General features: G+C 62.6%; 23 protein-coding genes, 1 tRNA gene and 1 riboswitch. Of the genes, 3 read left to right on the top strand and 21 right to left on the bottom strand.

The window, feature by feature from the left end:
• Positions 1-151: 151 nt before the first annotated feature.
• The 3 genes from NKH95_RS29555 to NKH95_RS29545 form a co-directional block, all read right to left on the bottom strand.
• Positions 152-946 carry a CbtA family protein gene (locus NKH95_RS29555; RefSeq protein WP_352439839.1) on the bottom strand — a complete coding sequence of 265 codons (795 nt, stop codon included), beginning with the start codon at positions 944-946 and terminating at the stop codon, positions 152-154.
• Between the two features lie 15 nt (positions 947-961).
• Entirely contained in the window at positions 962-1,141 is a 180-nt protein-coding gene (locus NKH95_RS29550; protein ID WP_013531117.1) for a CbtB domain-containing protein, read from the bottom strand.
• Positions 1,142-1,177: 36 nt separating this feature from the next.
• Positions 1,178-1,381: riboswitch (cobalamin riboswitch) on the bottom strand.
• Between the two features lie 56 nt (positions 1,382-1,437).
• Entirely contained in the window at positions 1,438-2,637 is a 1,200-nt protein-coding gene (locus tag NKH95_RS29545) for an MFS transporter (RefSeq protein ID WP_352632394.1), read from the bottom strand.
• A gap of 223 nt (positions 2,638-2,860) precedes the next feature.
• Here NKH95_RS29545 and NKH95_RS29540 point away from each other — a divergent pair, with 223 nt between their 5' ends.
• The gene (locus tag NKH95_RS29540) at positions 2,861-3,859 is read left to right on the top strand and encodes a heparan-alpha-glucosaminide N-acetyltransferase (protein WP_352612451.1); all 999 of its coding nucleotides are present in this window, start codon (positions 2,861-2,863) and stop codon (positions 3,857-3,859) included.
• Positions 3,856-4,332, top strand: a complete 477-nt coding sequence (locus NKH95_RS29535; RefSeq protein ID WP_023812367.1) for a methyltransferase family protein — start codon at positions 3,856-3,858, stop codon at positions 4,330-4,332. The genes NKH95_RS29540 and NKH95_RS29535 overlap by 4 nt, the downstream gene beginning before the upstream one ends.
• A 252-nt stretch (positions 4,333-4,584) precedes the next feature.
• On the opposite strand, the gene NKH95_RS29530 is transcribed toward NKH95_RS29535, so the two are convergent.
• The 3 genes from NKH95_RS29530 to NKH95_RS29520 all read right to left on the bottom strand — a co-directional run bounded on the left by NKH95_RS29530 (position 4,585) and on the right by NKH95_RS29520 (position 6,823).
• Complete coding sequence (locus NKH95_RS29530) at positions 4,585-4,971, bottom strand: MerR family transcriptional regulator (protein ID WP_027034793.1); 387 nt, start codon at positions 4,969-4,971, stop codon at positions 4,585-4,587.
• A gap of 157 nt (positions 4,972-5,128) precedes the next feature.
• Complete coding sequence (gene mgtE / locus NKH95_RS29525) at positions 5,129-6,547, bottom strand: magnesium transporter (RefSeq protein ID WP_023812369.1); 1,419 nt, start codon at positions 6,545-6,547, stop codon at positions 5,129-5,131.
• Between the two features lie 191 nt (positions 6,548-6,738).
• Positions 6,739-6,823 (bottom strand) — tRNA-Leu (locus NKH95_RS29520).
• A gap of 235 nt (positions 6,824-7,058) precedes the next feature.
• Here NKH95_RS29520 and lipB point away from each other — a divergent pair.
• Positions 7,059-7,802: a lipoyl(octanoyl) transferase LipB gene (gene lipB, locus NKH95_RS29515; protein WP_352775544.1), complete on the top strand. Its 744-nt coding sequence runs from the start codon at positions 7,059-7,061 to the stop codon at positions 7,800-7,802.
• Between the two features lie 72 nt (positions 7,803-7,874).
• Here lipB and NKH95_RS29510 read toward each other — a convergent pair whose 3' ends face one another.
• The 15 genes from NKH95_RS29510 to nuoH form a co-directional block, all read right to left on the bottom strand.
• Positions 7,875-9,125: a site-2 protease family protein gene (locus NKH95_RS29510; protein ID WP_352439835.1), complete on the bottom strand. Its 1,251-nt coding sequence runs from the start codon at positions 9,123-9,125 to the stop codon at positions 7,875-7,877.
• A 600-nt stretch (positions 9,126-9,725) separates the two neighbouring features.
• Positions 9,726-10,454, bottom strand: coding sequence for an ABC transporter ATP-binding protein (locus tag NKH95_RS29505; RefSeq protein ID WP_206535279.1), 729 nt, complete (start codon positions 10,452-10,454; stop codon positions 9,726-9,728).
• A complete protein-coding gene (locus tag NKH95_RS29500) occupies positions 10,406-11,692 on the bottom strand; it encodes a lipoprotein-releasing ABC transporter permease subunit (protein ID WP_127293254.1) in 1,287 nt (428 codons plus the stop codon). Before NKH95_RS29500 ends, NKH95_RS29505 begins: the two co-directional genes overlap by 49 nt.
• Positions 11,689-13,017, bottom strand: a complete 1,329-nt coding sequence (gene proS, locus NKH95_RS29495; protein WP_352894075.1) for a proline--tRNA ligase — start codon at positions 13,015-13,017, stop codon at positions 11,689-11,691. Before proS ends, NKH95_RS29500 begins: the two co-directional genes overlap by 4 nt.
• Positions 13,018-13,671: 654 nt before the next feature.
• Complete coding sequence (locus tag NKH95_RS29490) at positions 13,672-13,956, bottom strand: DUF1467 family protein (RefSeq protein ID WP_023812375.1); 285 nt, start codon at positions 13,954-13,956, stop codon at positions 13,672-13,674.
• On the bottom strand, positions 13,953-14,357 hold the full coding sequence (gene mce, locus NKH95_RS29485; protein ID WP_128304418.1) for a methylmalonyl-CoA epimerase: 405 nt from the start codon (positions 14,355-14,357) through the stop codon (positions 13,953-13,955). The genes NKH95_RS29490 and mce overlap by 4 nt, the downstream gene beginning before the upstream one ends.
• 102 nt (positions 14,358-14,459) lie before the next feature.
• Positions 14,460-16,130, bottom strand: a complete 1,671-nt coding sequence (locus NKH95_RS29480; protein ID WP_127267199.1) for a ribonuclease J — start codon at positions 16,128-16,130, stop codon at positions 14,460-14,462.
• Between the two features lie 118 nt (positions 16,131-16,248).
• Positions 16,249-17,070, bottom strand: a complete 822-nt coding sequence (locus tag NKH95_RS29475) for a biotin--[acetyl-CoA-carboxylase] ligase (RefSeq protein WP_352751316.1) — start codon at positions 17,068-17,070, stop codon at positions 16,249-16,251.
• A 5-nt stretch (positions 17,071-17,075) separates the two neighbouring features.
• Positions 17,076-18,512, bottom strand: coding sequence for an NADH-quinone oxidoreductase subunit NuoN (nuoN, locus tag NKH95_RS29470; protein WP_352894073.1), 1,437 nt, complete (start codon positions 18,510-18,512; stop codon positions 17,076-17,078).
• 18 nt (positions 18,513-18,530) lie between these two features.
• Entirely contained in the window at positions 18,531-20,036 is a 1,506-nt protein-coding gene (locus NKH95_RS29465) for an NADH-quinone oxidoreductase subunit M (RefSeq protein WP_023812379.1), read from the bottom strand.
• Entirely contained in the window at positions 20,036-22,009 is a 1,974-nt protein-coding gene (gene nuoL / locus NKH95_RS29460; RefSeq protein WP_023812380.1) for an NADH-quinone oxidoreductase subunit L, read from the bottom strand. Before nuoL ends, NKH95_RS29465 begins: the two co-directional genes overlap by 1 nt.
• Before the next feature lie 10 nt (positions 22,010-22,019).
• The gene (gene nuoK, locus NKH95_RS29455; protein WP_010910101.1) at positions 22,020-22,328 is read right to left on the bottom strand and encodes an NADH-quinone oxidoreductase subunit NuoK; all 309 of its coding nucleotides are present in this window, start codon (positions 22,326-22,328) and stop codon (positions 22,020-22,022) included.
• A gap of 1 nt (position 22,329) precedes the next feature.
• Positions 22,330-22,950: an NADH-quinone oxidoreductase subunit J gene (locus NKH95_RS29450; protein WP_023812381.1), complete on the bottom strand. Its 621-nt coding sequence runs from the start codon at positions 22,948-22,950 to the stop codon at positions 22,330-22,332.
• A gap of 240 nt (positions 22,951-23,190) precedes the next feature.
• Positions 23,191-23,682, bottom strand: coding sequence for an NADH-quinone oxidoreductase subunit NuoI (nuoI, locus tag NKH95_RS29445; RefSeq protein ID WP_023812382.1), 492 nt, complete (start codon positions 23,680-23,682; stop codon positions 23,191-23,193).
• Complete coding sequence (gene nuoH, locus NKH95_RS29440) at positions 23,682-24,725, bottom strand: NADH-quinone oxidoreductase subunit NuoH (protein ID WP_352894072.1); 1,044 nt, start codon at positions 24,723-24,725, stop codon at positions 23,682-23,684. The genes nuoI and nuoH overlap by 1 nt, the downstream gene beginning before the upstream one ends.
• Between the last annotated feature and the right edge of the window lies 1 nt (position 24,726).

Raw genomic sequence — 24,726 nt, 5'->3', positions numbered from 1 at the left:
GTCCCCGCCTATGCGCTCACCCAGCTCGTCAGCCCTGGGTTGGGCGGTGGCTATATAGGCCCTGGGGGGGGCCAAGGCGGGGGCCTGTATTTGGGGGGGCGCGCTCTTGCCGGCGCGCCCACCGCCGATGAGGAAGGTCAGTGTCTTGCGATCAGGCAAAGCTGTCGCGCAGGCTGGTCGCGGTGCCGGTGAAGCGGCCACGCACCACACCGACGACCGCGCCGAGCACCAGCCAGAACACGAGGTTGGTCACGGTCACCGCCACCACGAACTGGTGATGCAGCCCTTCCGGAATCGCCGTCTCGTAACTGTCGGGCTGCGGTGCACCGACAACATGCGGTGCGACGATCAAAAAGACGGCAAGGATCGCCAGCGGCAGCGACTTGCGGAACGCGATCAGGCCGAGACCGGCAGCGGTTGCCGCCACCGTTGCCCACCACCAGATCTGCCGCTGGGTGAGATCGGCGGCCGGCATGGCAGGCAATTCCGGCGGCAGGCCGAGGCCCGGTGCCAGCGTGAACACGGCAAAGCCGGCAAGGCCCCAGAACACGCCCTGGCGCCAGCCACCGATGCCGCCGGCGAATTCGGAGACCGCGACCAGGATCAAGGCGAAGCCGATGCCGGTGACGATATTGGCAAGCACGCTGAAGGCGAAACGCTCGAAACCGTCTGCCGGCGCCCAACCTTCGTCTGCCGGAGCGGCTTCCGCCGCAGCCGGGGCAGCAGAGCTCATCGCATCTCCCGCCGGAGCAGTTGTGCTCATGGCATTGCTATCCGTTGCGGCCGGAGCGCCATGGTCATGGTGATGCCCGCCGCCCGCCTGTTCGTAAACTTCCGCCTTCAGGATCAGCGGCACGGTGGCATAGGCCTGCAGGCAGGCGAGGACGACGCCGGCCACGAGCCCTGCGATCGCCGCGATGAACACGACGTTGCGAAACAGATTCATGATGTCAGCCCCTCGTCAGTGGCAGGGAAACGCCATCGAATGGCGATAGTCGTGAGCCGCATTATGGACGGCATCGATATGCGAGAAGCCGACAAAGCCCATCACGAAAATGCCGAGCAGCGCGGCAAGCGCGAGCTGCATGAAGCGCGACTGCGAGGAGACGGAGGCGCCGAGGGAGACGGAAGCGGTAGTCATGTCTTGTCCTTTCGCCCTCCACCCGAGGGCATCGAAGTCAGTTTCCTGTCGCCGGCAGGTCTCCTGGCTCGCGGATCAGCATCCTTCCCCACCTTCCCGAAGAAAAATCTTCAGTGGCATATGGAGAGGACTACCGCACACAGTTGCGGGGGCAGCCACGGCATTGGGCGAATTCGCCCGCACCGCATTCCCTCTTGGCTCCAAAATGGAACCGGCGACACCGGCGACTATAGGCAGAATCCTCGCCTCCGGCAAACCAAATTCCGCCGGCGGCCATTGCGAATGCGCCATGAAGGTCAAAGCGATTTCGGCAGATAGCGCCACGTCACAAAGCCGCAGACCGCCGCCAGCAGGCCGAGCGTGACGAACACCGCGCCAAGGCCGAAGAAGGCCAGCACCACCGAATAGACCAGCGGCGGCGTCAGCTCGGAAAAGTCGAGATAGGTGCGGTAGACCGCCGCCATCTGCGATCTTTCATAGGAGCGCACCGAACGCATGAAGGCGGTCGAGCCGAGCGCGTCGAGCGCAATGGTGAAGAAGGCGCCGCAGAGCAGGAAGGCGCCGGTGAGCAGCGGCACGGTTTCGCCGACGAAGCCTGCCGCCAGCAGCGTGGCCGACATGGCGAAATAGGCGAATGTCATGGTCCTGCGGCCGCCAAAGCGCTTTCCTGCCTTGCCCCAGAAGATGGCCATGAACAAAAGCGCGTTGCCGGCCGAAACCAGCAGGCCGCCGGCCAGCTTGCCCTCGCCGGTGATCACCATGAACAGCGGCCCGTAGACGAAGAACGTTGTCCAGAAACAGGAGCGGCCGAAGGCAATCAGCCAGGCCAGCCTGAGCCTGGGCTGCGCGACGAAGCGGCCGATATTGGCGAGCGGATTGACAGGGCGCGTCTTGCCCGGACGGATGGACTGGGTGTCGCCGAGGCGGTAGGTCCAGAACAGCGCCAGCAGGGCAAACGCGAACACCGCGACCGCACCGTGCGCGGCATAGATGCCGAAGCGCGTGTAGAGGAAGATGCCGAGCGTCGGCCCACCGGTCCAGGCCAGCATCGACCACGCCATGCGCAGCGATTCGGCCTGCATGAAGTCGGTCTTGCGGATGTGGTCCATGATGTAGAGGTTGAGCGTGATCGACAGCGCGCTGGCGCCCATCACCCGGCACAGCATGCCGGCCAGTTGCCCGGCAAGCGTGTCGGTGACGAAGAACAGCGAGCCGACGGCCAGCAGGCAGGCGCCTGATGTGTAGACCCAGCGGCGGGCAAAGCGGCGGATCAGCATCGGCATGAACAATGTCACCGACAGGCCGAGCATCGCCACGACTGTGTAGAGCATCGACACGATCTGCTCGTTGTGCAGGATTTCATAGGCCTGGATCGGGATGACGCTCGACACCGTGGCGCGGGCGAAGGATTCGACTGCATAGAGCGACGCGAAGGTGCGCGCGTCCGCGGCCTTGAGAGCCGGCAGCCAGATCGGATGGCGCACATGGGTGGACATTGCTTTCCCCGAAGCAGATTCACCGGGTTAAATCTGCCGTGGCGACCCCAGTGCCAATAAGAGGAAACCGACGTGCATCCGGCAAAAGCGAAGCCGGCCAAAGGCTTCCCGGCACTGGCCCAATGCCGCGGCCGATCCGGCGTTATCGGCAGGATTGCCGGTCTTCTTTTGTCCGGGGCAACCGTGATAGTCCTCCAACGGGGCTGAATCAGAATGCGAGACCATGAGCATCCAAACGCCGACCGCACCCGTTCAGGATCGACCAAAGCGCATCGTCGTCATCGACATCGTGCGCGGCATCGCGCTGATCGCCATGGCAAGCTACCATTTCACCTGGGATCTGGAGTTCTTCGGCTACACCGATCCCGGCCTGACCGCCTTCGGCTGGTGGAAGATCTACGCGCGCTGCATAGCCTCGACCTTCCTGTTCCTGGTTGGCGTCAGCCTGTACCTCGCCCATGGCCGACAGATCCGCTGGAACGGCTTCTGGAAGCGGTTTGCCATGGTCGCCGGAGCCGCGATCGCGATTTCGGTCGTCACCCGCATCGCCACCCCGGATGGATTCATCTTCTTCGGCATTTTGCACGAGATCGCGCTGGCCAGCCTGCTCGGCCTCGCCTTTCTGCGGCTGCCGGCACTGCTGACGCTTGTCGTCGCCGCGCTCGTCATTGCGGCGCCTGTCTATCTGCGCCTCGAGGCGTTCGATCACCCATGGCTGTGGTGGGTAGGCCTGTCGGCTAACAATCCACGCTCCAACGACTACGTTCCGTTGTTTCCATGGTTCGGCGCCGTGCTTGCAGGCATCGCGGTGACGAAACTCGCCGCCGGTTCAGGCGTGCTTGCCCGGCTTGCCGAATTGGCGCCCGGTCGCTGGGCCAACCCGCTGGTCTTTATCGGCCGGCACAGCCTGGCGTTCTACCTGATCCACCAGCCATTGCTGATCGGCTGCGTCTGGCTGTTCTCGCAGATCATGCCGGCGCAGGTCGAAACCCCGCAGGTGAATTTCCTCAAAACCTGCCAGCTGTCCTGCGAGCAGTCGCGCGACACCGAGTTCTGTACGAGCTACTGTGTCTGCATGCTCGATACGCTCGAGGGCGAGGCGACGCTTGATCGGCTCTACAACAACGACCAGACTGCGGAATGGAAGACGCATCTGTCCGATCTCGCCGGCATGTGTACCGCCAAGACGGACAGCAAGTTGATGGAGGAAGGGGTCAAATGACCGAGAACCAGCCGAAGCCGGGGCTCATACCGTGGCCGCCGCTGATCTACACCGCCGCCATCGCCATCAGCATCGCGCTGGGCCTGCTCTATCCCCTGCCCTGGATCGGTGACCTCCTGGGCGACATTCTTTTCGCCGCCGGCTGGGTGGTGCTGCTTGCCGTTGCAGCGCTCTGGGTCACCGCGATCCGCACCATGGTCCGCGCCAAGACCACGCTGAACCCGAACGCTGTGCCCGATCACCTGGTCACCACGGGTCCCTTCGGCATCACCCGCAATCCGATGTATCTGGCCAACACCCTGCTGTTGATCGGCGTCGCCTTTGTCTCGGGCATCGTGTGGTTCCTGCCGCTCGCCTTCATCGCCGCCTATGCCACGCAAAAAATGGCGATCGAAGGCGAGGAAAAGATGCTGGCGGCAAAATTCGGCAAGAAATACCGCGACTACGCCAAACGCGTGCGCCGCTGGATTTGAGCTGGCGCTCCGGTTTCCATCGCGGAGAGGTTTTGACAGGTGCACACTTCGGCGATTAGCCTAAGTCTTGCGAACTTCGTCATCCTAGGGCGAAGCAGGAGCGCAGCTCCGTCGCGGAGACCCTAGGATCCATGCCGTGACCTCGGTCTAGGAGTGCAGCGGAGCAAAGTTCTGCGCCGTCGCGGTGCATTGCAGAAGGAATAGACGTTTCCGCTCATTCCGAACGCTAACGCGCGATAGAATCCAGTCCGCTCAGGTATTCACGCCAAGCTCGACCAGCCGCTCCACACAAGACTCCTCGGCCTGGTCGAGTTCAGCCAGCGTCTCCTCGAGGTCGCGGCGCTTCTGCCGGAGATCCTCGCGCTTTTCCTCGATGCGCTTGATCATCAGGTTGAGCTGGCCGACTTCGCCGGGCGGCTCCCTGTACATCTGGATGATTTCGCGGATTTCGTTGATCGAGAAACCAAGCCTCTTGCCGCGCATGATCTGACGGATGAGGTGGCGGTCGGAGGGGCGAAACAGCCGCGTGCGGCCACGCCGCACCGGCTGCACCAGCCCTTCGTCCTCGTAAAAGCGCAGCGTCCGCGTCGACACATCGAACTCACGGGTCAACTCGGTGATCGAATAATATTCTCGCATTGCCACTCCCGCACGCCGAAACCAAGGGGCGATCGCCATGCCGGCGTCACCCTTATGTCCCGAACCAAAACCCATGCCATGCCGGAATCGACATGGCGCCCCGCGCAAGCCTCGCACGGCATTTACGTAAAAGTCAATTAAGCCAAAAGGCGTGCCTTCAGGGCACACCGAACCACCACGTGGCGATGCCGAGAAATGCAAAGAAACCGACGACGTCGGTAACCGTGGTGACGAAGACCGCCGAAGCGACCGCCGGATCGATCTTGAAACGATCGAGCAGCAGCGGAATCAGGATGCCGGCCAGGGCGGCCACGAACATGTTGATGATCATCGCCGCCGCGATGATGCCGCCCAGATTGGGGTCACGGAACCAGGCTGCCGCAACGATGCCGATCAGGATGGCGAAGACGATGCCGTTGATGAAGCCGACACCCATCTCGCGGCGAATGATGCGGCCGGCATTGTAGATGTCGAGATCCCTGGTCGCCAACGCCCTCACGGTGACGGTCATGGTTTGCGAGCCGGCATTGCCGCCCATGCCGGCGACGATCGGCATCAGCACCGCCAGTGCGACGATATGTTCGATCGTGCGGTCGAACAGGCTGATCACCGACGCCGCCAGGAACGCGGTCAGAAGGTTGATCAGCAACCACGGAACGCGTGATCGCGAGGTCGAAAAGATGCTGTCGGAAAGCTCTTCGTCGCCGACGCCGCCCATGCGCATCAGATCTTCCTCGGCCTCCTGCTGGATCACGTCGACGACATCGTCGATGGTCAGAACGCCAACCAGCCGTTCGTTCTCGTCGACGACCGCGGCCGATAAAAGATCGTACTGCTCGAATTCCCGCGCCGCCTCTTCCTGGTCCATGGTGGCCGGAATGGCGTGCCGCGTCTCGTGCATCACTTCCTCGACCTTGACCGAACGCTTGGTCCTCAGGATCTGGTCGAGGTCGATGGCGCCGAGCAGCTTGAAGCTCGGATCGATGACGAAGATCTGGCTGAAGCGCTCGGGCAGGTTGTTGTCTTCGCGCATGTAGTCGATGGTCTGGCCGATCGTCCAGAACGGCGGAACCGCGACGAACTCGGTCTGCATGCGGCGGCCGGCCGTCTCTTCGGGATAATCAAGCGAGCGGCGCAGCCTGATCCGCTCGGTGAACGGCAGTTGCGACAGGATCTCGTCCTGGTCTTCCTGGTCGAGATCCTCAAGAATGTAGACGGCGTCGTCTGAATCGAGCTCCTGCACCGCCTGCGCGATCTGCGCATTGGGCAGATTGTCGACGATCTCCATACGGATCGCCTCGTCGACCTCCGTCAGCGAGGAGAAGTCGAAATCGGCGCCCAGGAGTTCGACCAGCGCGCGGCGCTGTTCGGGATGCAGCGCCTCGAGCAGGTCGCCGAGTTCCGACTGGTGCAGGTCGTCGACTTCATGCTTGAGGGTCAGCGTGTCGCGGTCGGCGATCGCCGCGCCAATCCGCGCAAGGAAGGACGAAAGCACGGCGCCGTCCTCGCCATAGATATCGGCGTGGTTGTCCTCGGCGGCCCTGGCGCCGGTCGTCCGTTCGTGCTCGCCTTCCACCAGCGCCTCCCGCCACAAGAATCCCGGAAAAGGTGCAAATCAGGTCTAGAGCATCGGACCCAAAAGGGGAAACCGGTTTTGGGAGAATCCGACGCTCAGAAAGAAAGTGGCGTAAAGTGCGGGAATATCAAACGAAATGCGCCCGGCCCGCAGCGGGCGAGACCGGTACAAATCGGACTCTGGGAAGAGAATGGTGCGGTCGAGAAGACTCGAACTTCCACGGGTTGCCCCACAGCGACCTCAACGCTGCGCGTCTACCAATTCCGCCACGACCGCACGTGGTAGAGCCGGAACCGACCGGCTCGCGGCGTGTAGCAAATCGTTTCCGGCGAAACAAGTGCACGGCAAGCAATAATGTCAGGCGATTGGCATAATGCTCCACAGGGTCCGAACGCAGCGTCGGAACTGGACGTTTGCGCCTGATATCGCCATATGGAAGGCAAGTTGATGTCACCCAAAGGTGCGAGGCGGTTTTGGGACGCGACATGCATAAGCGAAAAGACGATACGCCATGCCCGAACGCAGCCAGATCGCCACGTCGTTCCTGCCGCTCCCCGGTTCAGCACCGGTCGAATGGCTGATCGAGCCCGGCCTTACCGCCTATCCCGAAGCACTTGCCTTCATGGAGGCGCGCGCCGAGGCGATCCGCAGCGGGGCCGCCGGCGAAATGGTCTGGCTGGTCGAACACCCGCCGCTCTACACGGCCGGCACCAGCGCCCGCGGCGAGGACCTGATCGACGCCAACCGCTTCCCGGTGTTCGCGGCCGGCCGCGGCGGCGAATACACCTATCATGGGCCGGGCCAGCGGGTCGCCTATGTCATGCTTGATCTGAAGCGGCGGCGCGAGGACGTCCGCGCCTTCGTCGCGGCGCTCGAACAGTGGATCATCGGCACGCTGGCCGTCTTCAATGTGCGGGGCGAGCGCCGCGAGGACCGGGTCGGCGTCTGGGTCGTGCGGCCGAACCGCCCTGCCCTGCCGGACGGCTCGCCGGCCGAGGACAAGATCGCGGCCATAGGCATTCGGCTGCGGCGTTGGGTGAGCTTCCACGGCATCGCCATCAATGTCGAGCCCGATCTCGACCATTTCAGCGGCATCGTGCCTTGCGGCGTGCAGGACCACGGCGTCACCAGCCTCGTCGACCTCGGCCTTCCCCTGACCATGGCCGATCTTGACCTGGCGCTGAAATCCGCCTTCGAGGATGTGTTCGGTCCCGCCACGGCTTTGCCTGTCGAAGCCGAGCGCAAGGCCGGCTGATTCTTCCTGATCCGGTACGGCTCAAGCTATGTGTGATTCACAGGCCGGCATCCATCTGAATATCAACACACCTCAGATGAGCTGGGCGGAGGCCCACAGGACGCCATAGCCATGGATGGCGAACACCGCCAGCAACGCCGCGGCCATGGCGAGGCGGTCGATGGTGCGGATCGGCTTCAGCTCGTAACGCGGCTTGACCCCGCTGCTCATCGTCAACAGGCTGAGGATCGAAAACACCGCTCCCGTCGCGAGCAGGAAATTGGAGGAAAAGCCGGCCTGCCAACCCACGGCCAGGAAAGCCGAGAGCAGGAAGAAGGAAGCCAGCGCCAGCGCGACCGGCCCCGGACAGATCTGGCGCAGCACCTGACCGCCGTCGAACTTCCACACCGGCACCAGATTGGCGATGTTGAACAGGGCGGCGAAGCCCGCCAGTGTCGCCAGCAGCGCCGCCGCCAGCCGATGTCCTTCAGCGCCGGCAAAGGTGCTGGCGGCGATAGCGATCGGCACCAGGAATGCGGAGAAGCCGGCGCCCATCAGCGCCACGAAGGCGACTTCGAAACGGCTGTCATAGGGCCGCCCGCCAATGGCGATGCCGCCGAGCAGCGGAATGAAGATCATCCGTGCCCGGTTGTGGCCCATAAGCCGAAACGCCGCCATATGGCCAAGCTCATGCAGGGCGACCACTGATGTGAGGATCGCGGCCAGTGCCAGGCCGCCGAAGTGAAGGCCGAAGAATGGCCACAGGATCAGCGCCGAAAGCCCGGCGAAACCGACCTGGCTCAACGGATGCTCGAACCAGCCGCCCTTGCGATACTGCCCGGTCCGCGCCCAGCGCTGCAGTTTGCCAAGCTCGCGGCGCATGGCGAAATAGCGGAACACCAGGAAGGCAACGCCGCGATAGCGATCGGTCTGGCTGAGCGTCACCCGCGTGCCGTTGCCCTCGGAAACGAGCTCAGTGGTCTCGCGAAAATCCTTCCAGAATGAAGCGTCGAGCGCGGTGTCCTCGATGACGCGCATCGAGAAGCTGATACCTTCGACGACGTCCTCAAACCGCGACTTGCGTTCGATCGGCTTGCCGTCGCGACCTTCCCACGACAGCGTGATGCGGGCCACGCCCTCGCCGTCCGGCGCCTCGGCGGAAAGGATCTCACCGGACCAGCCAGCATCGCTGCCGAGCGGCCACAGCGCCTGCCAGAGGCGCTGCCGGTCCATCGCCACCAGACGAGTCAACCGGATCGTGCGCAGACCCAGCGGCACGGTCATCAAGAGAAAGATTAGCCCGAGATTGCTTGCCACCAGAATGGCCGTGACGATGGGCGACACCTGGACGTTGCTCCCTGTCTTGCCGGGGCACCCTAACGCCGCGACGGCAAGAAAAGCTTAACGGCGGAACGGCCTTCGACCGTGCGGGAACAGCGACGGCGAACGCCGCCAAATCACATGGCTCCGATCCAGATCGCCATGGAAACAAGGAACGTGCTCATGCAAACCAGTGAGATGACATCCTGAACCAGATCGGTCATAACTCTCTCCTGTTGTTGATATGTTCGCATTTTGTTCTAATTTTGTCTCAAAGTCAACGGGCACGATCCGCCCGCATCCGGATTTTTGCGGCGATCAGATCGGCATGGTTAAGAAAAGGTTGATGGGCGTCGGACGGTGCTACGTGGTGAGATCGCAGTCTTTGCGATTAGCCAATACACCCATTGCTTCGTCATCCTAGGGCGGAGCAAGGAGCGGAGCGACGCGCACAGACCCTAGGATCCATGCCGTGACCTTGGGGCGATGCTACGGTGCAGAATTATCGCTCTGATAAAGGTCGCATATCCTCGACCCCTGCATTTGTCTCGAAAGTAACGGCATGGATCCTAGGGTCTACGCTCCGCTCCGCGGAGCTCCGCCCTAGGATGACGACATCGGAGACTAAAGCGGCACCACTTTGCCGTCGGCCAGGGTGACGCGCCGGTCCATGCGCGATGCCAGTTCGTGATTGTGGGTGGCAATCAGCGCCGCAAGGCCCGATTGCTTGACCAGCGCCGCCAGCGCCTCGAACACATAAGACGCGGTGACCGGATCGAGATTGCCGGTCGGCTCGTCCGCCAGCAGCACCAGCGGCGCATTGGCGACCGCGCGCGCGATGGCGACGCGCTGCTGCTCGCCGCCGGAGAGTTCGGACGGCCGGTGCGACGCGCGTTTGCCGATCTGCATGTAATCGAGCAGCTGCGCCGCGCGCTCGGCCGCGTCCTTCCGGCTGAGCCCTTTGATGAGCTGCGGCATCATGATGTTTTCCAGCGCCGAGAATTCCGGCAGCAGATGATGGAACTGGTAGACGAAGCCGACATCGTTGCGGCGGATCGCCGTGCGCTCGTCGTCGGAGAGCCGCCCGCAGGCACGGCCGGCCAGGATGACGTCGCCGGCGTCGGGACGCTCCAGCAGGCCGGCGGTGTGCAGCAGCGTCGACTTGCCGGTGCCCGACGGCGCCACCAGCGCCACCATCTCACCGCGCTTCAGCGAGAAATCGGCGCCGTTCAGGATGGTGAGCTTGCGCGGCCCCTGGACATAGTGCCGCTCGACGCTCTTCAGCTCGATAATGACCTCGGCCACTACTCGTACCTCAAGGCTTCGACCGGATCGAGACGCGCGGCGCGCCATGCCGGAAACACCGTTGCCAGGAAGGACAGGCCGAGCGCCATCAGGACGACATAGGTGGTCTCGCGTGGATCCATCTTCGCCGGCAACTGGCTGAGGAAATAGAGTTCAGGATTGAACAGCACCTTGCCGGTCATCCATGAGAAGAACTGGCGGATGGATTCGATGTTGGTGCAGATCAGCACGCCGAGCAGCACACCGGCAAGCGTGCCGGTCACGCCGATCGCCGCACCCGTCATCAGGAAGATGCGCAGGATGGCGCCGCGCGAAGCCCCCATGGTGCGCAGGATGGCGATGTCGTGGCCCTTGTCCTTCACCAGCATGATCAGGCCGGAGATGATGTTCAGCGCCGCCACCAGCACGATCAGCGTCAGGATCATGAACATGACGTTGCGCTCGACCTGCAGGGCGGAGAAGAAGGTCTCGTTGCGCTGGCGCCAGTCGACCATGTCGATCGGCCGCTGCGCCGCCGCCTCCACCTTCGGTTTCAGCGCATCGACATCGTCTGGATTGTCGACATAGATCTCGATCGTCTGCGCCCGCCCATCCATGTTGAAATAGAGCTGCGCTTCGGAAAACGGCATGTAGACGATGGAGGTGTCATATTCGGACATGCCGACTTCGAAGATCGCCGCGATCTTGTAGCCCTTCATGCGCGGCGTGGTGCCGATCGGCGTCACGTCGCCGTCGGGCGAAATCAAGGTGATGGTATCGCCAAGCGTCAGGCCGAGATTCTCGGCCATGCGCTTGCCGATGGCAACCCCCTCGCCAGAGTCGAAATCGGCGATCGAACCCTGCTTGATGTTGCTGGCAACGATGGCGATCTTGCTCAGATCCTCGCCGCGTATGCCGCGCACCAGCGCTCCGGTTCCGCCGCCGACATTGCCTTGCGCAAGCACCTGGCCATCGATCAGCGGGATGGCGTATTTGACGCCTGCTACACCGTTGATGCGGCTGGCGACCTGCGCATAGTCCTCCAACGGCGAATCGAGCGGCTGCACGATCAGGTGGCCGTTGACGCCGAGGATGCGCGTCAAAAGCTCCGCCCTGAAACCGTTCATCACCGCCATGACCACGATCAGCGTGGCGACGCCCAGCATGATACCGAGGAAGGAGATCGAGGCGATCACGGAGATCACCGTCTCCTTGCGCCGCGAACGCAGATAGCGCCAGGCAACCATGCGCTCGAAGATGGAAAAGGGTCCGGCGCCGACCGGTCTTGCCGCCACCGCCTCGCTCATGCGGCGACACCGAAGCGCTTTTTCACGTCTGCGATCGGCAGCGTCTCACGCTCGCCGGTCTTGCGATTCTTGATCTCGATCTCGCCGGCGGCGACACCGCGCGGGCCGACGATCACTTGCCAGGGAAGGCCGATCAGATCGGCGGTGGCGAACTTGCCGCCGGGCCGCTGATCGGTGTCGTCGTAGAGCACGTCCTTGCCGGCGGCGACGAAAACGGCATGCAGTTCGTCGCAGACGCGGTCGCACTCGGCGTCGCCCGCCTTCATGTTGATCAGCCCGATGTCGAACGGCGCCACCGCCTCCGGCCAGATGATGCCGTTGTCGTCATGGCTGGCTTCGATGATCGCAGCGACCAGCCGCGACGGACCGATGCCGTAGGAGCCTCCGGAGACGAAATGATCCTTGCCGTCGGGCCCGGTCACCTTGGCGCCCATGGGCTTCGAATATTTATCGCCGAAATGGAAGATGTGGCCGACCTCGATGCCGCGCGCCGAAACCTTGTCGCTCTCGCCGATCTTCTCCCACGCCGCCTCGTCATGCATCTCGTCGGTGGCCGCGTAGGGTGTCGTCCAAGTCTTGACGATATCGCCGATCTCGGCGGCATTGGCGAAGTCGGTCTTCTCTCCGGGCACATCGAGCGAAAGATAGTCGCGGTGGCAGTAGACCTGGCTCTCGCCGGTGTCGGCCAGGATGATGAATTCATGGCTGAGATCGCCGCCGATCGGCCCGGTATCGGCCCGCATCGGTATTGCCTGCAGCCCCATGCGCGTAAAAGTCCGGAGATAGGACACGAACATCCTGTTGTAGGCCGCCCTGGCGCCCTCGAAGTCGAGGTCGAAAGAATAGGCGTCCTTCATCAGGAATTCGCGCGAACGCATGACGCCGAAGCGCGGCCGCACTTCGTCGCGGAACTTCCACTGGATGTGGTAGAGATTGAGCGGCAGGTCCTTGTAGGATTTGACATAGGCGCGGACGATCTCGGTGACCACTTCCTCATTGGTCGGGCCGTAGAGCATGTCGCGGTCCTGCCGGTCCTTGATGCGCAGCATCTCCTTGCCGTAGTCGTCATAGCGGCCGCTTTCGCGCCACAGATCGGCCGACTGGATGGTCGGCATCAGGATTTCCAGCGCACCGGCGCGATTCTGCTCCTCACGGATGATGCCGCAGACCTTGTCCAGCACCCGCTTGCCGAGTGGCAGCCACGAGAAACTGCCCTGCCCCTGCTGGCGGATCATGCCGGCGCGCAGCATCAGCCGGTGCGAGACGATCTCGGCCTCGCGCGGGTTTTCTTTGAGGATAGGCAGGAAATAGCGCGACAAACGCATGGACTGGTCCGTGAGTGAGGAGGGTCGCGTCAGAATCGGCGCGACTTTGGCTTGCTTGACCCGGCTTCATAGCCATTTCAAGGCGGAATGGGAACCCGGACGCTTCGGCCCGAAAAGCGGCAATCGATTTTCAAAAAGCACGGGATAGCCGGGATCAGAAGCGTCGCACCGTCCTTCGCCCGCCCAGAAGACCCACGGCGCCGCAAGGCCTCCCGGTCACCGCGCGCGTCTTGATGATCGTTCGCCAAGCAACGCCTGCCACACTATTGTGCAGTGCAGCACGAGAATGCCCGTTTCAAGGCAAAATTCTTCGTGACATTGTCATTCGCCTTAGGCTAATGTACCTCGATAACCGAGAGGGTAGAAAAAAATCTGCTCTCCTACGCGGTCAAAGTCTTGGGAGGATGCGATCTAGGCGCGGTTACTCGCTGCCGCCGGAAACCGGAAACAGATCGGACGCGTTTAAATTGCAAGGCCTCGTGCCTTGCATTTTTTTTGTGCAATCATCTGCTTAGCGCAATGCGTTGCCAAACCACCTTACCTAGCGTCAGCGCTCGTCCGGCCGCAAAACGACACAGCATTCCTGTCTGGAACCAAGCTGTTCCGACGGATGAAAACGTCTTTGCCGAACAAATCTTCTTGGGCCGGGACCGGCTATTTGGCTGGGGTTTGGCTGAATTCCGGCACGATGTGCGGGATGTCGTTGAGGCTGTATCCCAGCCCATGCGTCAGGCCATAGAAAATGCCCATCAGGATCGCGGTGGCGATGGTGGTGCGGATCACGGCGCGCAGCATGTGAGGCCCACGCGGCGCGCTCGGAACCGTGCCGAGCGTCACGTCACGATCGTCGTCCTGCGTCCTCACGCTGAACGGCAGCACGGCGAACAGCACCACCCACCAGGTCGCGAAAAACAGGGCGGTGAACGAAACCCAGCTCATGATTGCTCCAGTTCGATCAGCGTTCCGAAAAAATCCTTCGGATGCAGGAACAGCACCGGCTTGCCGTGCGCGCCGATCTTCGGATTGCCGTCGCCCAGCACGCGGGCGCCGGCGGCCTTGAGCTGATCGCGCGCGGCCAGGATGTCATCGACCTCGTAGCAAAGATGGTGCATGCCGCCGGAAGGATTCTTCTCCAGGAAGGCGGCGATCGGCGACCCCTCGCCCAAGGGCTCCAGAAGTTCGATCTTGGTGTTGCCGACATTGACGAACACCACCGTCACCCCATGCTCCGGCAGCGCCTGCGGCGCCGTCACTTCCGCGCCGAGCGTGTTGCGATAGGCAGCGACGGCAGCAGCCAGATCCGGCACGGCAAGCGCGACATGGTTCAGTCGTCCGAGCATTGGCACTCCCAAGTAGGGAGTATGGGAATACGGGAGTAAGGGAAAAGACAGGTATGTCAGCTGTTTGCTCTTCCTACTCCCCTACTCCCCTACTCCCTTTCGTCACCTTGTGACGAATACAGTCACCAGCGGCTTCTTGCCCCAGGCTTCGTTGGCGGCGCCGCGCACGGCGCGCCGCACTGCTTCTTGCACCAGGTCGAGGTCTTTTCGGCGCTGACGGGGGATCGAGTCCACCGCGCCGATTGCCGCATCGATCATCAAGTCTTCCAGCGACTCGCCACGGCCATCGGCCTCGGCGACGCCGATGGCGACCAGATCGGGGTCGCCGGCAAGCTCATATTTGTCGTCCAACACGACATTGACCGCCACGTGGCCGGCAAAGGACAGCTTGCGCCGGTCACGGATGCCCATCGCCTGATCGGTGCCGATCAGTCTGCCATCCTTGTAGATACGGCCGAACGGCACCTGATCCATGATGGTGGCTGGGCCGGGAGCAAGCCTGAGCATGTCGCCGTCGCGCACCTGCGCCACCTGGCCGATGCCCGATGTCGACATCAGCGAGCCCTGCGCCACCAGATGTGCCGCCTCGCCATGCACGGGAACGCCGATCTGCGGGCGCACCCATTCATACATCTTGCGCAATTCGCTGCGCCGCGGATGGCCGGAGACATGCACCAGTGCATCGCCGTCCTCTATGATCTTGACGCCGAGGTCGATGAGACGGTTCTTGATCTCGAGGATCGCCTTCTCGTTGCCGGGAATGGTACGCGAGGAAAACACCACCGTGTCGCCTGCCGTCAGTGACACCGACTTCATCTCTTCGCGCGACAGCTTGGCCAGTGCGGCCAGCGGCTCGCCCTGGCTGCCGGTGCAGATGATGACCAGGTTTTCGCGCGGGATGAAACCAAAATCCTCCTCGGCGATGAACTCCGGCAGACCGTCCATGTAGCCGAGTTCGCCGGCCACATCGATGACCCGCTTCAGCGAACGGCCAAGCACCAGACACTGGCGTCCGGCATCGCGCGCCGCTTTGGCGATCGAGACGATGCGTCCGACATTGGAGGAGAATGTGGTGACGGCGACACGGCCCTTGGCAGCCTGGATGACGCCTTTGAGGCCCTCGCCCACAGCCACTTCCGAAGGCGACTCACCTTCGCGCAGCGCATTGGTCGAATCGCAGATCAGCGCCAGAACGCCCTTGTCGCCATAGGCCCGGAAACGCGCCTCGTCGGTCTTCGGCCCAATCGTCGGCTCCGGATCGATCTTCCAGTCACCGGTATGGATGACGGTGCCGGCCGGCGAGGTAATCGCCAGCGACATCGGCTCGGGAATCGAGTGCGCGACCGGAATGGCTTCGATCTCGAACGGGCCGACGGTGAATTTCTCGCCCGCCCGATAGATCGTGACCGGTATTTTCGGCGCGCCCTGCTCGCCTTGCCGCTTGGCTTCCAGCAGGCCGGCGCTGAACGGCGTCATCCAGACCGGCGCCTTCAGCTTCGGCCATGTGTCGAGCAGCGCGCCGTAATGGTCTTCATGCGCGTGCGTGATGATGATGCCGCGCAGATTGGCGAGGTTCTCCTCGATGAAGCGCGTGTCGGGCAGCACCAGGTCGACGCCCGGCAGGCTGGCATCGGGGAAGGTCACCCCGACATCGATGACGATCCATTCGCGCGCATTGGGCGGCCCGTAGCCGTAAAGAGCGAAGTTCATGCCGATCTCGCCGACGCCGCCGAGCGGCACGAAGACGAGTTCGGCGGTTTCCGCTTTCGCCATGATTTTTCCCTTCCTGGCCCTCAGGCCAAGCCCAAAAAGCAATTCCGGGAAAAGTGTGTAACGGTTTTCCCACCGGAGTTGCGCAAAAACAAACAGTTAGAACGGTGCATAAACGGCCCTATGCCCTGGCCGAAGCGACCGCGCCGAAATGCACGTCGCCGGCGGCGATCGTCCGAACCGAACCTTCATCGTCGCGGATCACGAAACGGCAGTCCTCGTCAATGGTCTCAAACACCCCACGCACCACATTACCGTCAATTCTGACAGCAACCTCGCTGCCAAGCCCCGCAGCACGATCAAGCCACCGACGCCTGACGGCGGCAAGTCCGCGCCCCTCATCCCACAACCGGGCATTCTCGCTCCAGGCATCCGACAGCGCCAGGAACAGTGTTTCCGCATCGCATGCCGCGCCCAGCGCGCTGAGTGATGTTGCGGGATAGGGCAAATCCTCGGGGTATGCCACCACATTGACGCCGATTCCGACCGCCACCGCGAAACGGCCGCCTTCCAGGATTGCCGATTCCAGCAGGATGCCGGCCAGCTTGGCGCCGGAGGCAAGCACGTCGTTCGGCCATTTCAGTTCGAAACGGTTTTTCCCTTCGCTGCCACCGTCGAGGCCGATGGCTATCCGGCCTTTCGGCACCACGGCGTCGAGCGCATCGGCCAGCGCCAGTCCGGCGACGAAGCCCAGCGTCGCGGCAAGGCGAAGCTCTGCCTTGGTGATGACCAGTAGCGTCGCCGCGAGGTTGCCTTCTGGCGTCGCCCAGACGCGGCCGCGCCGGCCACGCCCACTTTCCTGTTTCTTGGAAACGACCCACAATTTGCCGGGGTCGCCTGCCCTTGCGTGGTCCAGTGCCAGCGCATTGGTGGAGCCTACGCTCTCATGCGCCTCGAGCCGGAACCCATCCGACGCCGAGGTTGGAGCCAGCCGAAATGCCATGCCGACTAGAAAAACGTCTTGGCGGCGGCTTCGGCATAGGTGCCGATCGGCCCGCCGATCAGCACGTAGAACAGCACGAAGGCGCCGGAGACGCCGAGCACGACACGCAATTCCGTCGCCATCGGCACGAAGCCGCCGACCGGTTCGTCGAACCACATGATCTTGATGATGCGCAAATAGTAATAGGCGCCCACCACCGAGGCCAGCACGCCGATGATCGCCAACGCATAGAGATTGGCGTTGATGGCGGCGAGGAAGACGTACCATTTCCCCCAGAAGCCGGCGAGCGGCGGGATGCCGGCCAGCGAGAACATCAGGATGGTCAGGATCGTCGCCATGATCGGATTGGTCGACGACAGGCCGGCCAGCTCGCTGATCTGCTCGACATTGCCTTCCTTGCGCCGCATGGCGAGGATGAAGGCGAAGGTGCCGAGCGTCATCACCAGATAGATCAGCATGTAGATGGCAACGCCGCGCACGCCGGCCTGGCTGTTGGCGGCAAGGCCGACCAGCGCATAGCCCATATGGCCGATCGAGGAATAGGCCATCAGCCGTTTGATGTTGGTCTGGCCGATGGCGGCGAAAGCACCAAGCGCCATCGAGGCGATCGAGATGAAGACCATGATCTGCTGCCAGTCGGAGGCGATCGGCTTGAACGCACCCATGGTGACGCGCACCATCAGCGCCATCGCCGCCATCTTCGGTGCTGCCGCCAAAAAGGCCGTCACCGGTGTCGGCGCGCCCTCATAGACATCTGGCGTCCACATGTGGAACGGCACCGCCGAGATCTTGAAGGCAAGGCCGGCCAGCACGAAGACGAGGCCGAAAACGAGACCGAGCTGGCGCTCGCCGCTGCCGAGCGCAGAAGCGATCTCCTGGAAGCCGGTGTTGCCGGTGTAGCCGTAGACCAGGCTGATGCCATAGAGCAGCATGCCCGACGACAGCGCGCCGAGGACGAAATATTTGAGGCCAGCCTCAGTCGAACGCAGATTGTCGCGGTTGATCGCGCACAGCACGTAGATCGCCAGCGACTGCAGCTCGAGGCCGAGATAGAGGCCGATCATGCCATTGGCGGAGATCATCAGCATCATGCCGAGCGTGCAGAGCAGGATCAGCACCGGATATTCGAACTTGTCGAAGCGTTCAGCCTTGGCGAAGCGCATCGACATCACCAGCGTCACCGCCGAACCGATCAGCGCCAGCACCTTCATGAAGCGGCCGAAGGAATCCTGGATGAAGGCATTGCCGTAAGCGCTGCCCTGCCCGGTCCGGAAGATCAGCCAGGCGCCCGCGATCGCCAGAACGGCAACCGCAAGGCCGGTTACCGTGTTGGCCGTGTTGGCGCGCGAATAGGCTCCGACCATCAGCAGCGCCAGCGCGCCGACGGCAAGGATCAGCTCTGGCGTCGAGAGCGACAGGCTGGAGAGAAGGTCCGGCGTCATGGTTCGCAAAACCTCTGGTCAGTTCGCCGCCGCGGTCTGCGCGGCGCCGATGGATGCAGTGACATTGGTGACGAGCGACTTGACCGATTCGGCCGTCGCGTCGAAGACCGGGGCGGGATAGACGCCGAAGAAGATGACCAGCACGACCAGCGGGTAGATGATCACCTTCTCGCGCGGCGACAGATCGAGCAGGCCCTTCAGGCTCTCCTTGGTCAGTGCGCCGAAGATCACCCGGCGGTAGAGCCAGAGCGCGTAGGCGGCCGACAGGATGACGCCGGTGGCGGCGAAGAACGCCACCCAGGTGTTGACCCGGAACACGCCCAGCATGGTCAGGAACTCGCCGACGAAGCCGCTGGTACCGGGCAGGCCGACATTGGCCATGGTGAAGATCAGGAACACCGTGGCGTATTTCGGCATGTTGTTGACCAGGCCGCCATAGGCGGCGATCTCACGTGTGTGCATGCGGTCGTAGATGACGCCGACGCACAGGAACAGCGCGCCGGAGACGAGGCCGTGGCTGAGCATCTGGAAAATCGCGCCCTGCACGCCTTCCTGGTTCATGGCGAAGATGCCCATGGTGACGAAGCCCATATGAGCAACCGACGAATAGGCGATCAGCTTCTTCATGTCTTCCTGCATCAGCGCCACCAGCGAGGTGTAGATGATGGCGACGACGGACAGCGCGAAGACCAGCGGCGCGAACATTTCCGACGCCAGCGGGAACATCGGCAAGGAGAATCGCAGGAAGCCATACCCCCCCATCTTCAACAGGATGCCGGCCAGGATGACGGAGCCCGCCGTCGGCGCCTCGACGTGCGCATCGGGCAGCCAGGTGTGCACCGGCCACATTGGCATCTTCACCGCGAAGGAGGCGAAGAAGGCAAGCCATAGCCAGGTCTGCATGTTGGCCGGGAAGTTGTGGGTCAGCAGCGTCGGGATGTCGGTTGTGCCGGACTGGAAGAACATCGCCATGATGGCGAGCAGCATCAGCACCGAGCCGGCGAGCGTGTAGAGGAAGAACTTGAACGAGGCGTAGACGCGCCGCTTGCCGCCCCAGACGCCGATGATGATGAACATCGGGATCAGGCCGGCTTCGAAGAAGACGTAGAACAGCACGATGTCCAGCGCGCAGAACACGCCGATCATCAGCGTTTCGAGCAGCAGGAAGGCAATCATGTAGGCCTTCACGCGCTTCTCGATCGATTCCCACGACGCCAGGATGCACAGCGGCATCAGGAACGTCGTCAGGATGACGAACAGCATCGAGATGCCGTCGACGCCCATATGGTAGGAAATGCCGGAGTCGAGCCACGCGACCTTCTCGACGAACTGGAAGCCGGACTGCGAATTGTCGAATCCGGTCCAGATGAACAGCGAGATGATGAACGTGAACGTCGTCGTCAACAGCGCGATGGAGCGGATGTTGCGGCGTGCATTTTCGCTGTCGTCATTGATGAACAGGATAAGCAGCACACCAACCAGCGGCAGGAAGGTGACCAGCGAGAGGATTGGCCAGGCGGTCATCAGAGCATCATCCAGGTGACGAGTGCGGCAACGCCGATCAGCATGGCGAAGGCGTAGTGGTAGAGATAGCCGGTCTGCAGCTTGACGACGCGGTCGGTGACATCGACGACGCGCGCCGAAATGCCATCCGGGCCGAGGCCGTCGATGATGGTGCCGTCGCCGGTCTTCCACAGGAAATGGCCGAGGCGCTTGGCGGGCCGCACGAACAGGAAGTCGTAGAGCTCGTCGAAATACCACTTGTTGAGCAGGAAGGCGTACAGCCCGCGATGCTGCGCGGCGAGGTTGACCGGCATTTCCGGCGAGCGGATGTAGAATTTCCAGGCCAGCGCGAAGCCGATCAGCATGGCGATGAAGGGCGACAGTTCGACCCACAGCGGCAATTCGTGGATGTCGTGCAGGATGTGGTTGTCAGGCAGCGTGAACAGCGATGCCTTCCAGAACTCGGCATAGCCCTCGCCGATGAAGGCGCGGTGGAAGATGATGCCGGCAAACAGTGCGCCAGCGGCCAGGATGAACAGCGGCACCAGCATCACAGGCGGCGATTCATGGACGTGGTGCATCACTTCATGGCTCGCCCGCGGCTTGCCGTGGAAGGTCATGAAGATCAGCCGCCAGGAGTAGAAGGAGGTGAAGCAAGCGGCGACGACCAGAGCCACGAAGGCCATGCCGGCAACCGAATTGTGGCCGGCAAAGGCGCTCTCGATGATGGCGTCCTTGGAGAAGAAGCCGGCGGTGCCGATGACCGTCACCGGAATGCCGACGCCGGTTAGCGCCAGCGTGCCGATCACCATCATCCAGTAGGTGGTCGGGATCAGTTTCCTGAGGCCGCCCATCTTGCGCATGTCCTGCTCGTCGGACACGGCATGGATGACCGAGCCCGAGCCGAGGAACAGCAGCGCCTTGAAGAAGGCATGCGTGAACAGGTGGAAGATCGCCGCGCCATAGGCGCCGACGCCGAGCGCCACGAACATGTAGCCGAGCTGCGAGCAGGTCGAGTAGGCGATGACGCGCTTGATGTCGTTCTGGACGAGACCGACGGTGGCCGCGAAGAAGGCCGTGAAGGCACCGATGAAGGTCACGACAGTCAGCGCCGAATGCGAGAGTTCGAACAGCGGCGACAGCCGTGCCAGCATGAACACGCCGGCCGTCACCATGGTGGCGGCATGGATCAGCGCGGAAACCGGTGTCGGGCCTTCCATGGCATCCGGCAGCCAGGTGTGCAGCGGCACTTGCGCCGACTTGCCCATGGCGCCCATGAACAGCAGCAGGCAGACGATCGTCATGGCCGCCTGCTTGTCCAGCGCATAGCCGAGGAAGGTCAGCACGGCGGCGCCGTGCGGGGCGCCTTCGGCCGGAATGAACGTTGCCGCATTGGCGAAGATCGTGCCCAGATTGACCGAGCCGAACAGCACGAACACGCCGAAGATGCCGAGTGCGAAGCCGAAATCGCCGACGCGGTTGACGACAAAGGCCTTGATTGCCGCGGCATTGGCCGACGGCTTCTTGTACCAGAAGCCGATCAGCAGGTAGGACGCCAGCCCCACGCCTTCCCAGCCAAAGAACATCTGCACGAGGTTGTCCGCCGTCACCAGCATCAGCATGGCGAAGGTGAACAGCGACAGATAGGCGAAGAAGCGCGGCCGGTTCGGATCGTGGTGCATGTAGCCGATCGAATAGATGTGGACCAGCGCCGAGACGGTGTTGACCACCACCAGCATGACCACCGTCAGCGTGTCGATCCGCAGTGCCCAGGACGCTTCCAGTCCGCCCGACTGTATCCAGCGCAGCACCGGCACGGTGAACACCTCGCCATGGCCGAAACCGACGGTGAAGAAAGCGACCCACGACAGCACGGCCGCGATCACCAGGAAACCGGAGGTGATGTATTCGGACGCCTTGGCGCCGAGCGACGTGCCGAACAGGCCGACGATCAGGAAGCCGAGCAGGGGAAGGAAGACGATGGCCTGATACATGGTGGTTCCGTCAACCCTTCATCATGTTCACGTCTTCGACCGCGATCGAGCCGCGGTTGCGGAAGAAGACGACGAGAATGGCAAGTCCGATGGCGGCCTCGGCCGCAGCTACCGTCAGCACGAACAGCGCGAACACCTGGCCGACCAGATCGCCCAGTGCCGCCGAAAAGGCGACGAAATTGATGTTGACCGCCAGCAGGATCAGTTCAACCGACATCAGGATGACGATGACGTTCTTGCGGTTCAGGAAGATGCCGAACACGCCGAGCGTGAACAGAACAGCCGATACGGTCAGATAATGTGCGATGCCGACAACCATCTCAGAGTCCCTCGCCTGTCTTGACCTTGCGGATTTCCATGCCGGTCGCCGGCGTGCGGCCGACCTGGGCCGCGATCGACTGCCGCTTGACGCCTGGCTTATGGCGCAGCGTCAGCACGATGGCGCCAATCATGGCGACCAGCAGGATGAGGCCCGAAATCTGGAAGTAGTAGAGGTAGTCGGTATACAGGATGTCGCCGAGCGCGGCGGTGTTGGTCCGCGTGGCGAGATCCGGAATGGGCTTGGAGACCGTCGAAGCGAGCTGCGGCGCGAAAGTGTAGCCGCCGAGAACGACGATCAGCTCCGCCGCCAGGATCAGCCCGACCAGCGCGCCGATCGGCGCATATTGCAGGGCGCCTTCCTTCATCTCGGCGAAATCGACGTCGAGCATCATGACGACGAACAGAAACAGCACCATCACCGCGCCGACATAGACGACGAGCAGGATCATCGCCAGGAACTCGGCCCCGGTCAGCATGAACAGGCCGGCGGCGTTGAAAAAGGTCAGGATCAGGAACAGCACCGAATGCACGGGGTTGCGCGACGAAATGACCATGAACGCCGACGCCACCGCGACAAAGGCGAAGAGGTAGAAAAAGGCCGCCTCTAGTCCACTCAACATTGGGGATCCCCCGGGTTCCTGTACGAACAGGACGCTCGTCCTGTTTGTTGTCTCTGGCCTGGTTCCGCCTCCGGTTCCAAAGCCGCGTTGTCCTAGCCCATGTTCCGATCGGGTTGAAAGGCCCGATCGAAAGAAACATGGGCCACTCTGTATTCCGGAGCATGATCTGGTCCGAAAAAGTCCGCAACTTTTCGGGATCATCCTCTGGACGAGGCCCCTGCCCCGTCCATGCGTCAAATATCAGCGGTAGGGCGAGTCCAGCGAGATGTTGCGCGCCAGTTCGCGCTCCCACCGGTCGCCATTCGCCAACAGCTTGTCCTTGTCGTAGTAGAGTTCCTCGCGCGTCTCCGTCGCGAATTCGAAATTCGGCCCCTCGACGATGGCGTCGACCGGGCAGGCTTCCTGGCAGAAGCCGCAATAAATGCACTTCACCATGTCGATGTCGTAGCGAACCGTGCGGCGCGTGCCGTCATTGCGGCGCGGGCCGGCCTCGATGGTGATGGCCTGCGCCGGGCAGATCGCCTCGCACAATTTGCAGGCGATGCAGCGTTCCTCGCCATTGGGATAGCGGCGCAGCGCATGCTCGCCGCGGAAGCGCGGACTGGTCGGCCCCTTCTCGTGCGGATAATTGATCGTCTCTTTCGGCGCGAAGAACTGGCGCATCGACAGGAAGAAAGCGCTGACGAAATCCTGCAGCAGCAGCGATTTGGCGGCTTGGGAAAGAGCGGACATCACGCAAACCCCGTGATCTTGAGGAAGGCCGCGGTGGCGACCACCATGAACAGCGAGATCGGCAGGAACACTTTCCAGCCAAGCCGCATCAATTGGTCGTAGCGGTAGCGCGGCACGAAGGCTTTCACCATGGAGATGCCGAAGAACACGAAGCAGACTTTCAGCACGAACCAGATGACGCCCGGCACCCAGGTGAACGGCGCGAAGTCGAACGGAGGCAGCCAGCCGCCGAGGAACAGGATGGTGGCCAGCGCGCACATCAGCACGATGGCTACATACTCGCCGAGGAAGAACAGCAGGAACGGCGTCGACGAATATTCGACCATGTGGCCGGCGACCAGTTCCGATTCGGCTTCCACCAGATCGAAGGGCGGGCGGTTCGTCTCGGCCAGCGCCGAGATGAAGAAGATGATGAACAGCGGGAACAGCGCCAGCCAGTTCCAGTCGAGGAACGTATTGGGCAGGCCAAGCCGCGTACCAATTCCATCATGCTGCGACAGCACGATGTCGGACAGGTTGAGCGAGCCGGCGGTGAGCAGAACAGTGACGATGACGAAGCCGATCGAGACTTCGTAGGACACCATTTGTGCCGCCGAACGCAGCGCGCCGAGGAACGGATATTTCGAGTTGGAGGCCCAGCCGCCCATGATCACGCCGTAGACCTCGAGCGAGGAGATGGCGAAGACATAGAGGATGCCGACATTGACGTTGGCGATCGCCCAGCCCTGATTGACCGGGATGACCGCCCAGGCCGAGATCGCCAGCACGGCCGAGACCAGCGGCGCCAGCAGGAACACGCCCTTGTTGGCGCCGGACGGGATGACCGGCTCCTTGAAGACGAATTTCAGCAGATCGGCGAAGGCTTGCAGCGTGCCCCAGGGGCCGACGACGTTCGGGCCACGGCGCAGTTGCACCGCCGCCCAGATCTTGCGGTCGGCATAGAGGATATAGGCGACGAAAATCAGCAGGATAACGATCAGCACGACCGATTTCAGCAGAATGATCAGCGCCGGCAGCACGTAGAAGGAGAAGAAAGTGTCCATG

Origin of the sequence: Mesorhizobium sp. M0848 (assembly GCF_040319805.1) — a bacterium.
In the GTDB taxonomy this organism is placed as follows: domain Bacteria; phylum Pseudomonadota; class Alphaproteobacteria; order Rhizobiales; family Rhizobiaceae; genus Mesorhizobium.
Note: the sequence above shows the minus strand (reverse complement) of the source record. Positions and strands in the feature narration are given on the sequence as shown.

Coding starts and splice junctions, on each gene's coding strand:
- NKH95_RS29535 (WP_023812367.1), top strand. CDS start 3,856: ATGACCGAGAACCAGCCGAAGCCGGGGCTCATACCGTGGCCGCCGCTG.
- NKH95_RS29540 (WP_352612451.1), top strand. CDS start 2,861: ATGAGCATCCAAACGCCGACCGCACCCGTTCAGGATCGACCAAAGCGC.
- nuoN (WP_352894073.1), bottom strand. CDS start 18,512: ATGACGCCGGACCTTCTCTCCAGCCTGTCGCTCTCGACGCCAGAGCTG.
- NKH95_RS29505 (WP_206535279.1), bottom strand. CDS start 10,454: ATGGCGCGCCGCGCGTCTCGATCCGGTCGAAGCCTTGAGGTACGAGTA.
- proS (WP_352894075.1), bottom strand. CDS start 13,017: ATGCGTTTGTCGCGCTATTTCCTGCCTATCCTCAAAGAAAACCCGCGC.
- NKH95_RS29450 (WP_023812381.1), bottom strand. CDS start 22,950: ATGTTGAGTGGACTAGAGGCGGCCTTTTTCTACCTCTTCGCCTTTGTC.
- NKH95_RS29550 (WP_013531117.1), bottom strand. CDS start 1,141: ATGACTACCGCTTCCGTCTCCCTCGGCGCCTCCGTCTCCTCGCAGTCG.
- nuoI (WP_023812382.1), bottom strand. CDS start 23,682: ATGTCCGCTCTTTCCCAAGCCGCCAAATCGCTGCTGCTGCAGGATTTC.
- NKH95_RS29480 (WP_127267199.1), bottom strand. CDS start 16,130: ATGGCGAAAGCGGAAACCGCCGAACTCGTCTTCGTGCCGCTCGGCGGC.
- NKH95_RS29490 (WP_023812375.1), bottom strand. CDS start 13,956: ATGAGCTGGGTTTCGTTCACCGCCCTGTTTTTCGCGACCTGGTGGGTG.
- lipB (WP_352775544.1), top strand. CDS start 7,059: ATGCCCGAACGCAGCCAGATCGCCACGTCGTTCCTGCCGCTCCCCGGT.
- nuoH (WP_352894072.1), bottom strand. CDS start 24,725: ATGGACACTTTCTTCTCCTTCTACGTGCTGCCGGCGCTGATCATTCTG.
- NKH95_RS29530 (WP_027034793.1), bottom strand. CDS start 4,971: ATGCGAGAATATTATTCGATCACCGAGTTGACCCGTGAGTTCGATGTG.
- NKH95_RS29475 (WP_352751316.1), bottom strand. CDS start 17,070: ATGGCATTTCGGCTGGCTCCAACCTCGGCGTCGGATGGGTTCCGGCTC.
- NKH95_RS29555 (WP_352439839.1), bottom strand. CDS start 946: ATGAATCTGTTTCGCAACGTCGTGTTCATCGCGGCGATCGCAGGGCTC.
- NKH95_RS29465 (WP_023812379.1), bottom strand. CDS start 20,036: ATGACCGCCTGGCCAATCCTCTCGCTGGTCACCTTCCTGCCGCTGGTT.
- NKH95_RS29500 (WP_127293254.1), bottom strand. CDS start 11,692: ATGAGCGAGGCGGTGGCGGCAAGACCGGTCGGCGCCGGACCCTTTTCC.
- nuoK (WP_010910101.1), bottom strand. CDS start 22,328: ATGGTTGTCGGCATCGCACATTATCTGACCGTATCGGCTGTTCTGTTC.
- nuoL (WP_023812380.1), bottom strand. CDS start 22,009: ATGTATCAGGCCATCGTCTTCCTTCCCCTGCTCGGCTTCCTGATCGTC.
- mce (WP_128304418.1), bottom strand. CDS start 14,357: ATGCTCGGACGACTGAACCATGTCGCGCTTGCCGTGCCGGATCTGGCT.
- NKH95_RS29545 (WP_352632394.1), bottom strand. CDS start 2,637: ATGTCCACCCATGTGCGCCATCCGATCTGGCTGCCGGCTCTCAAGGCC.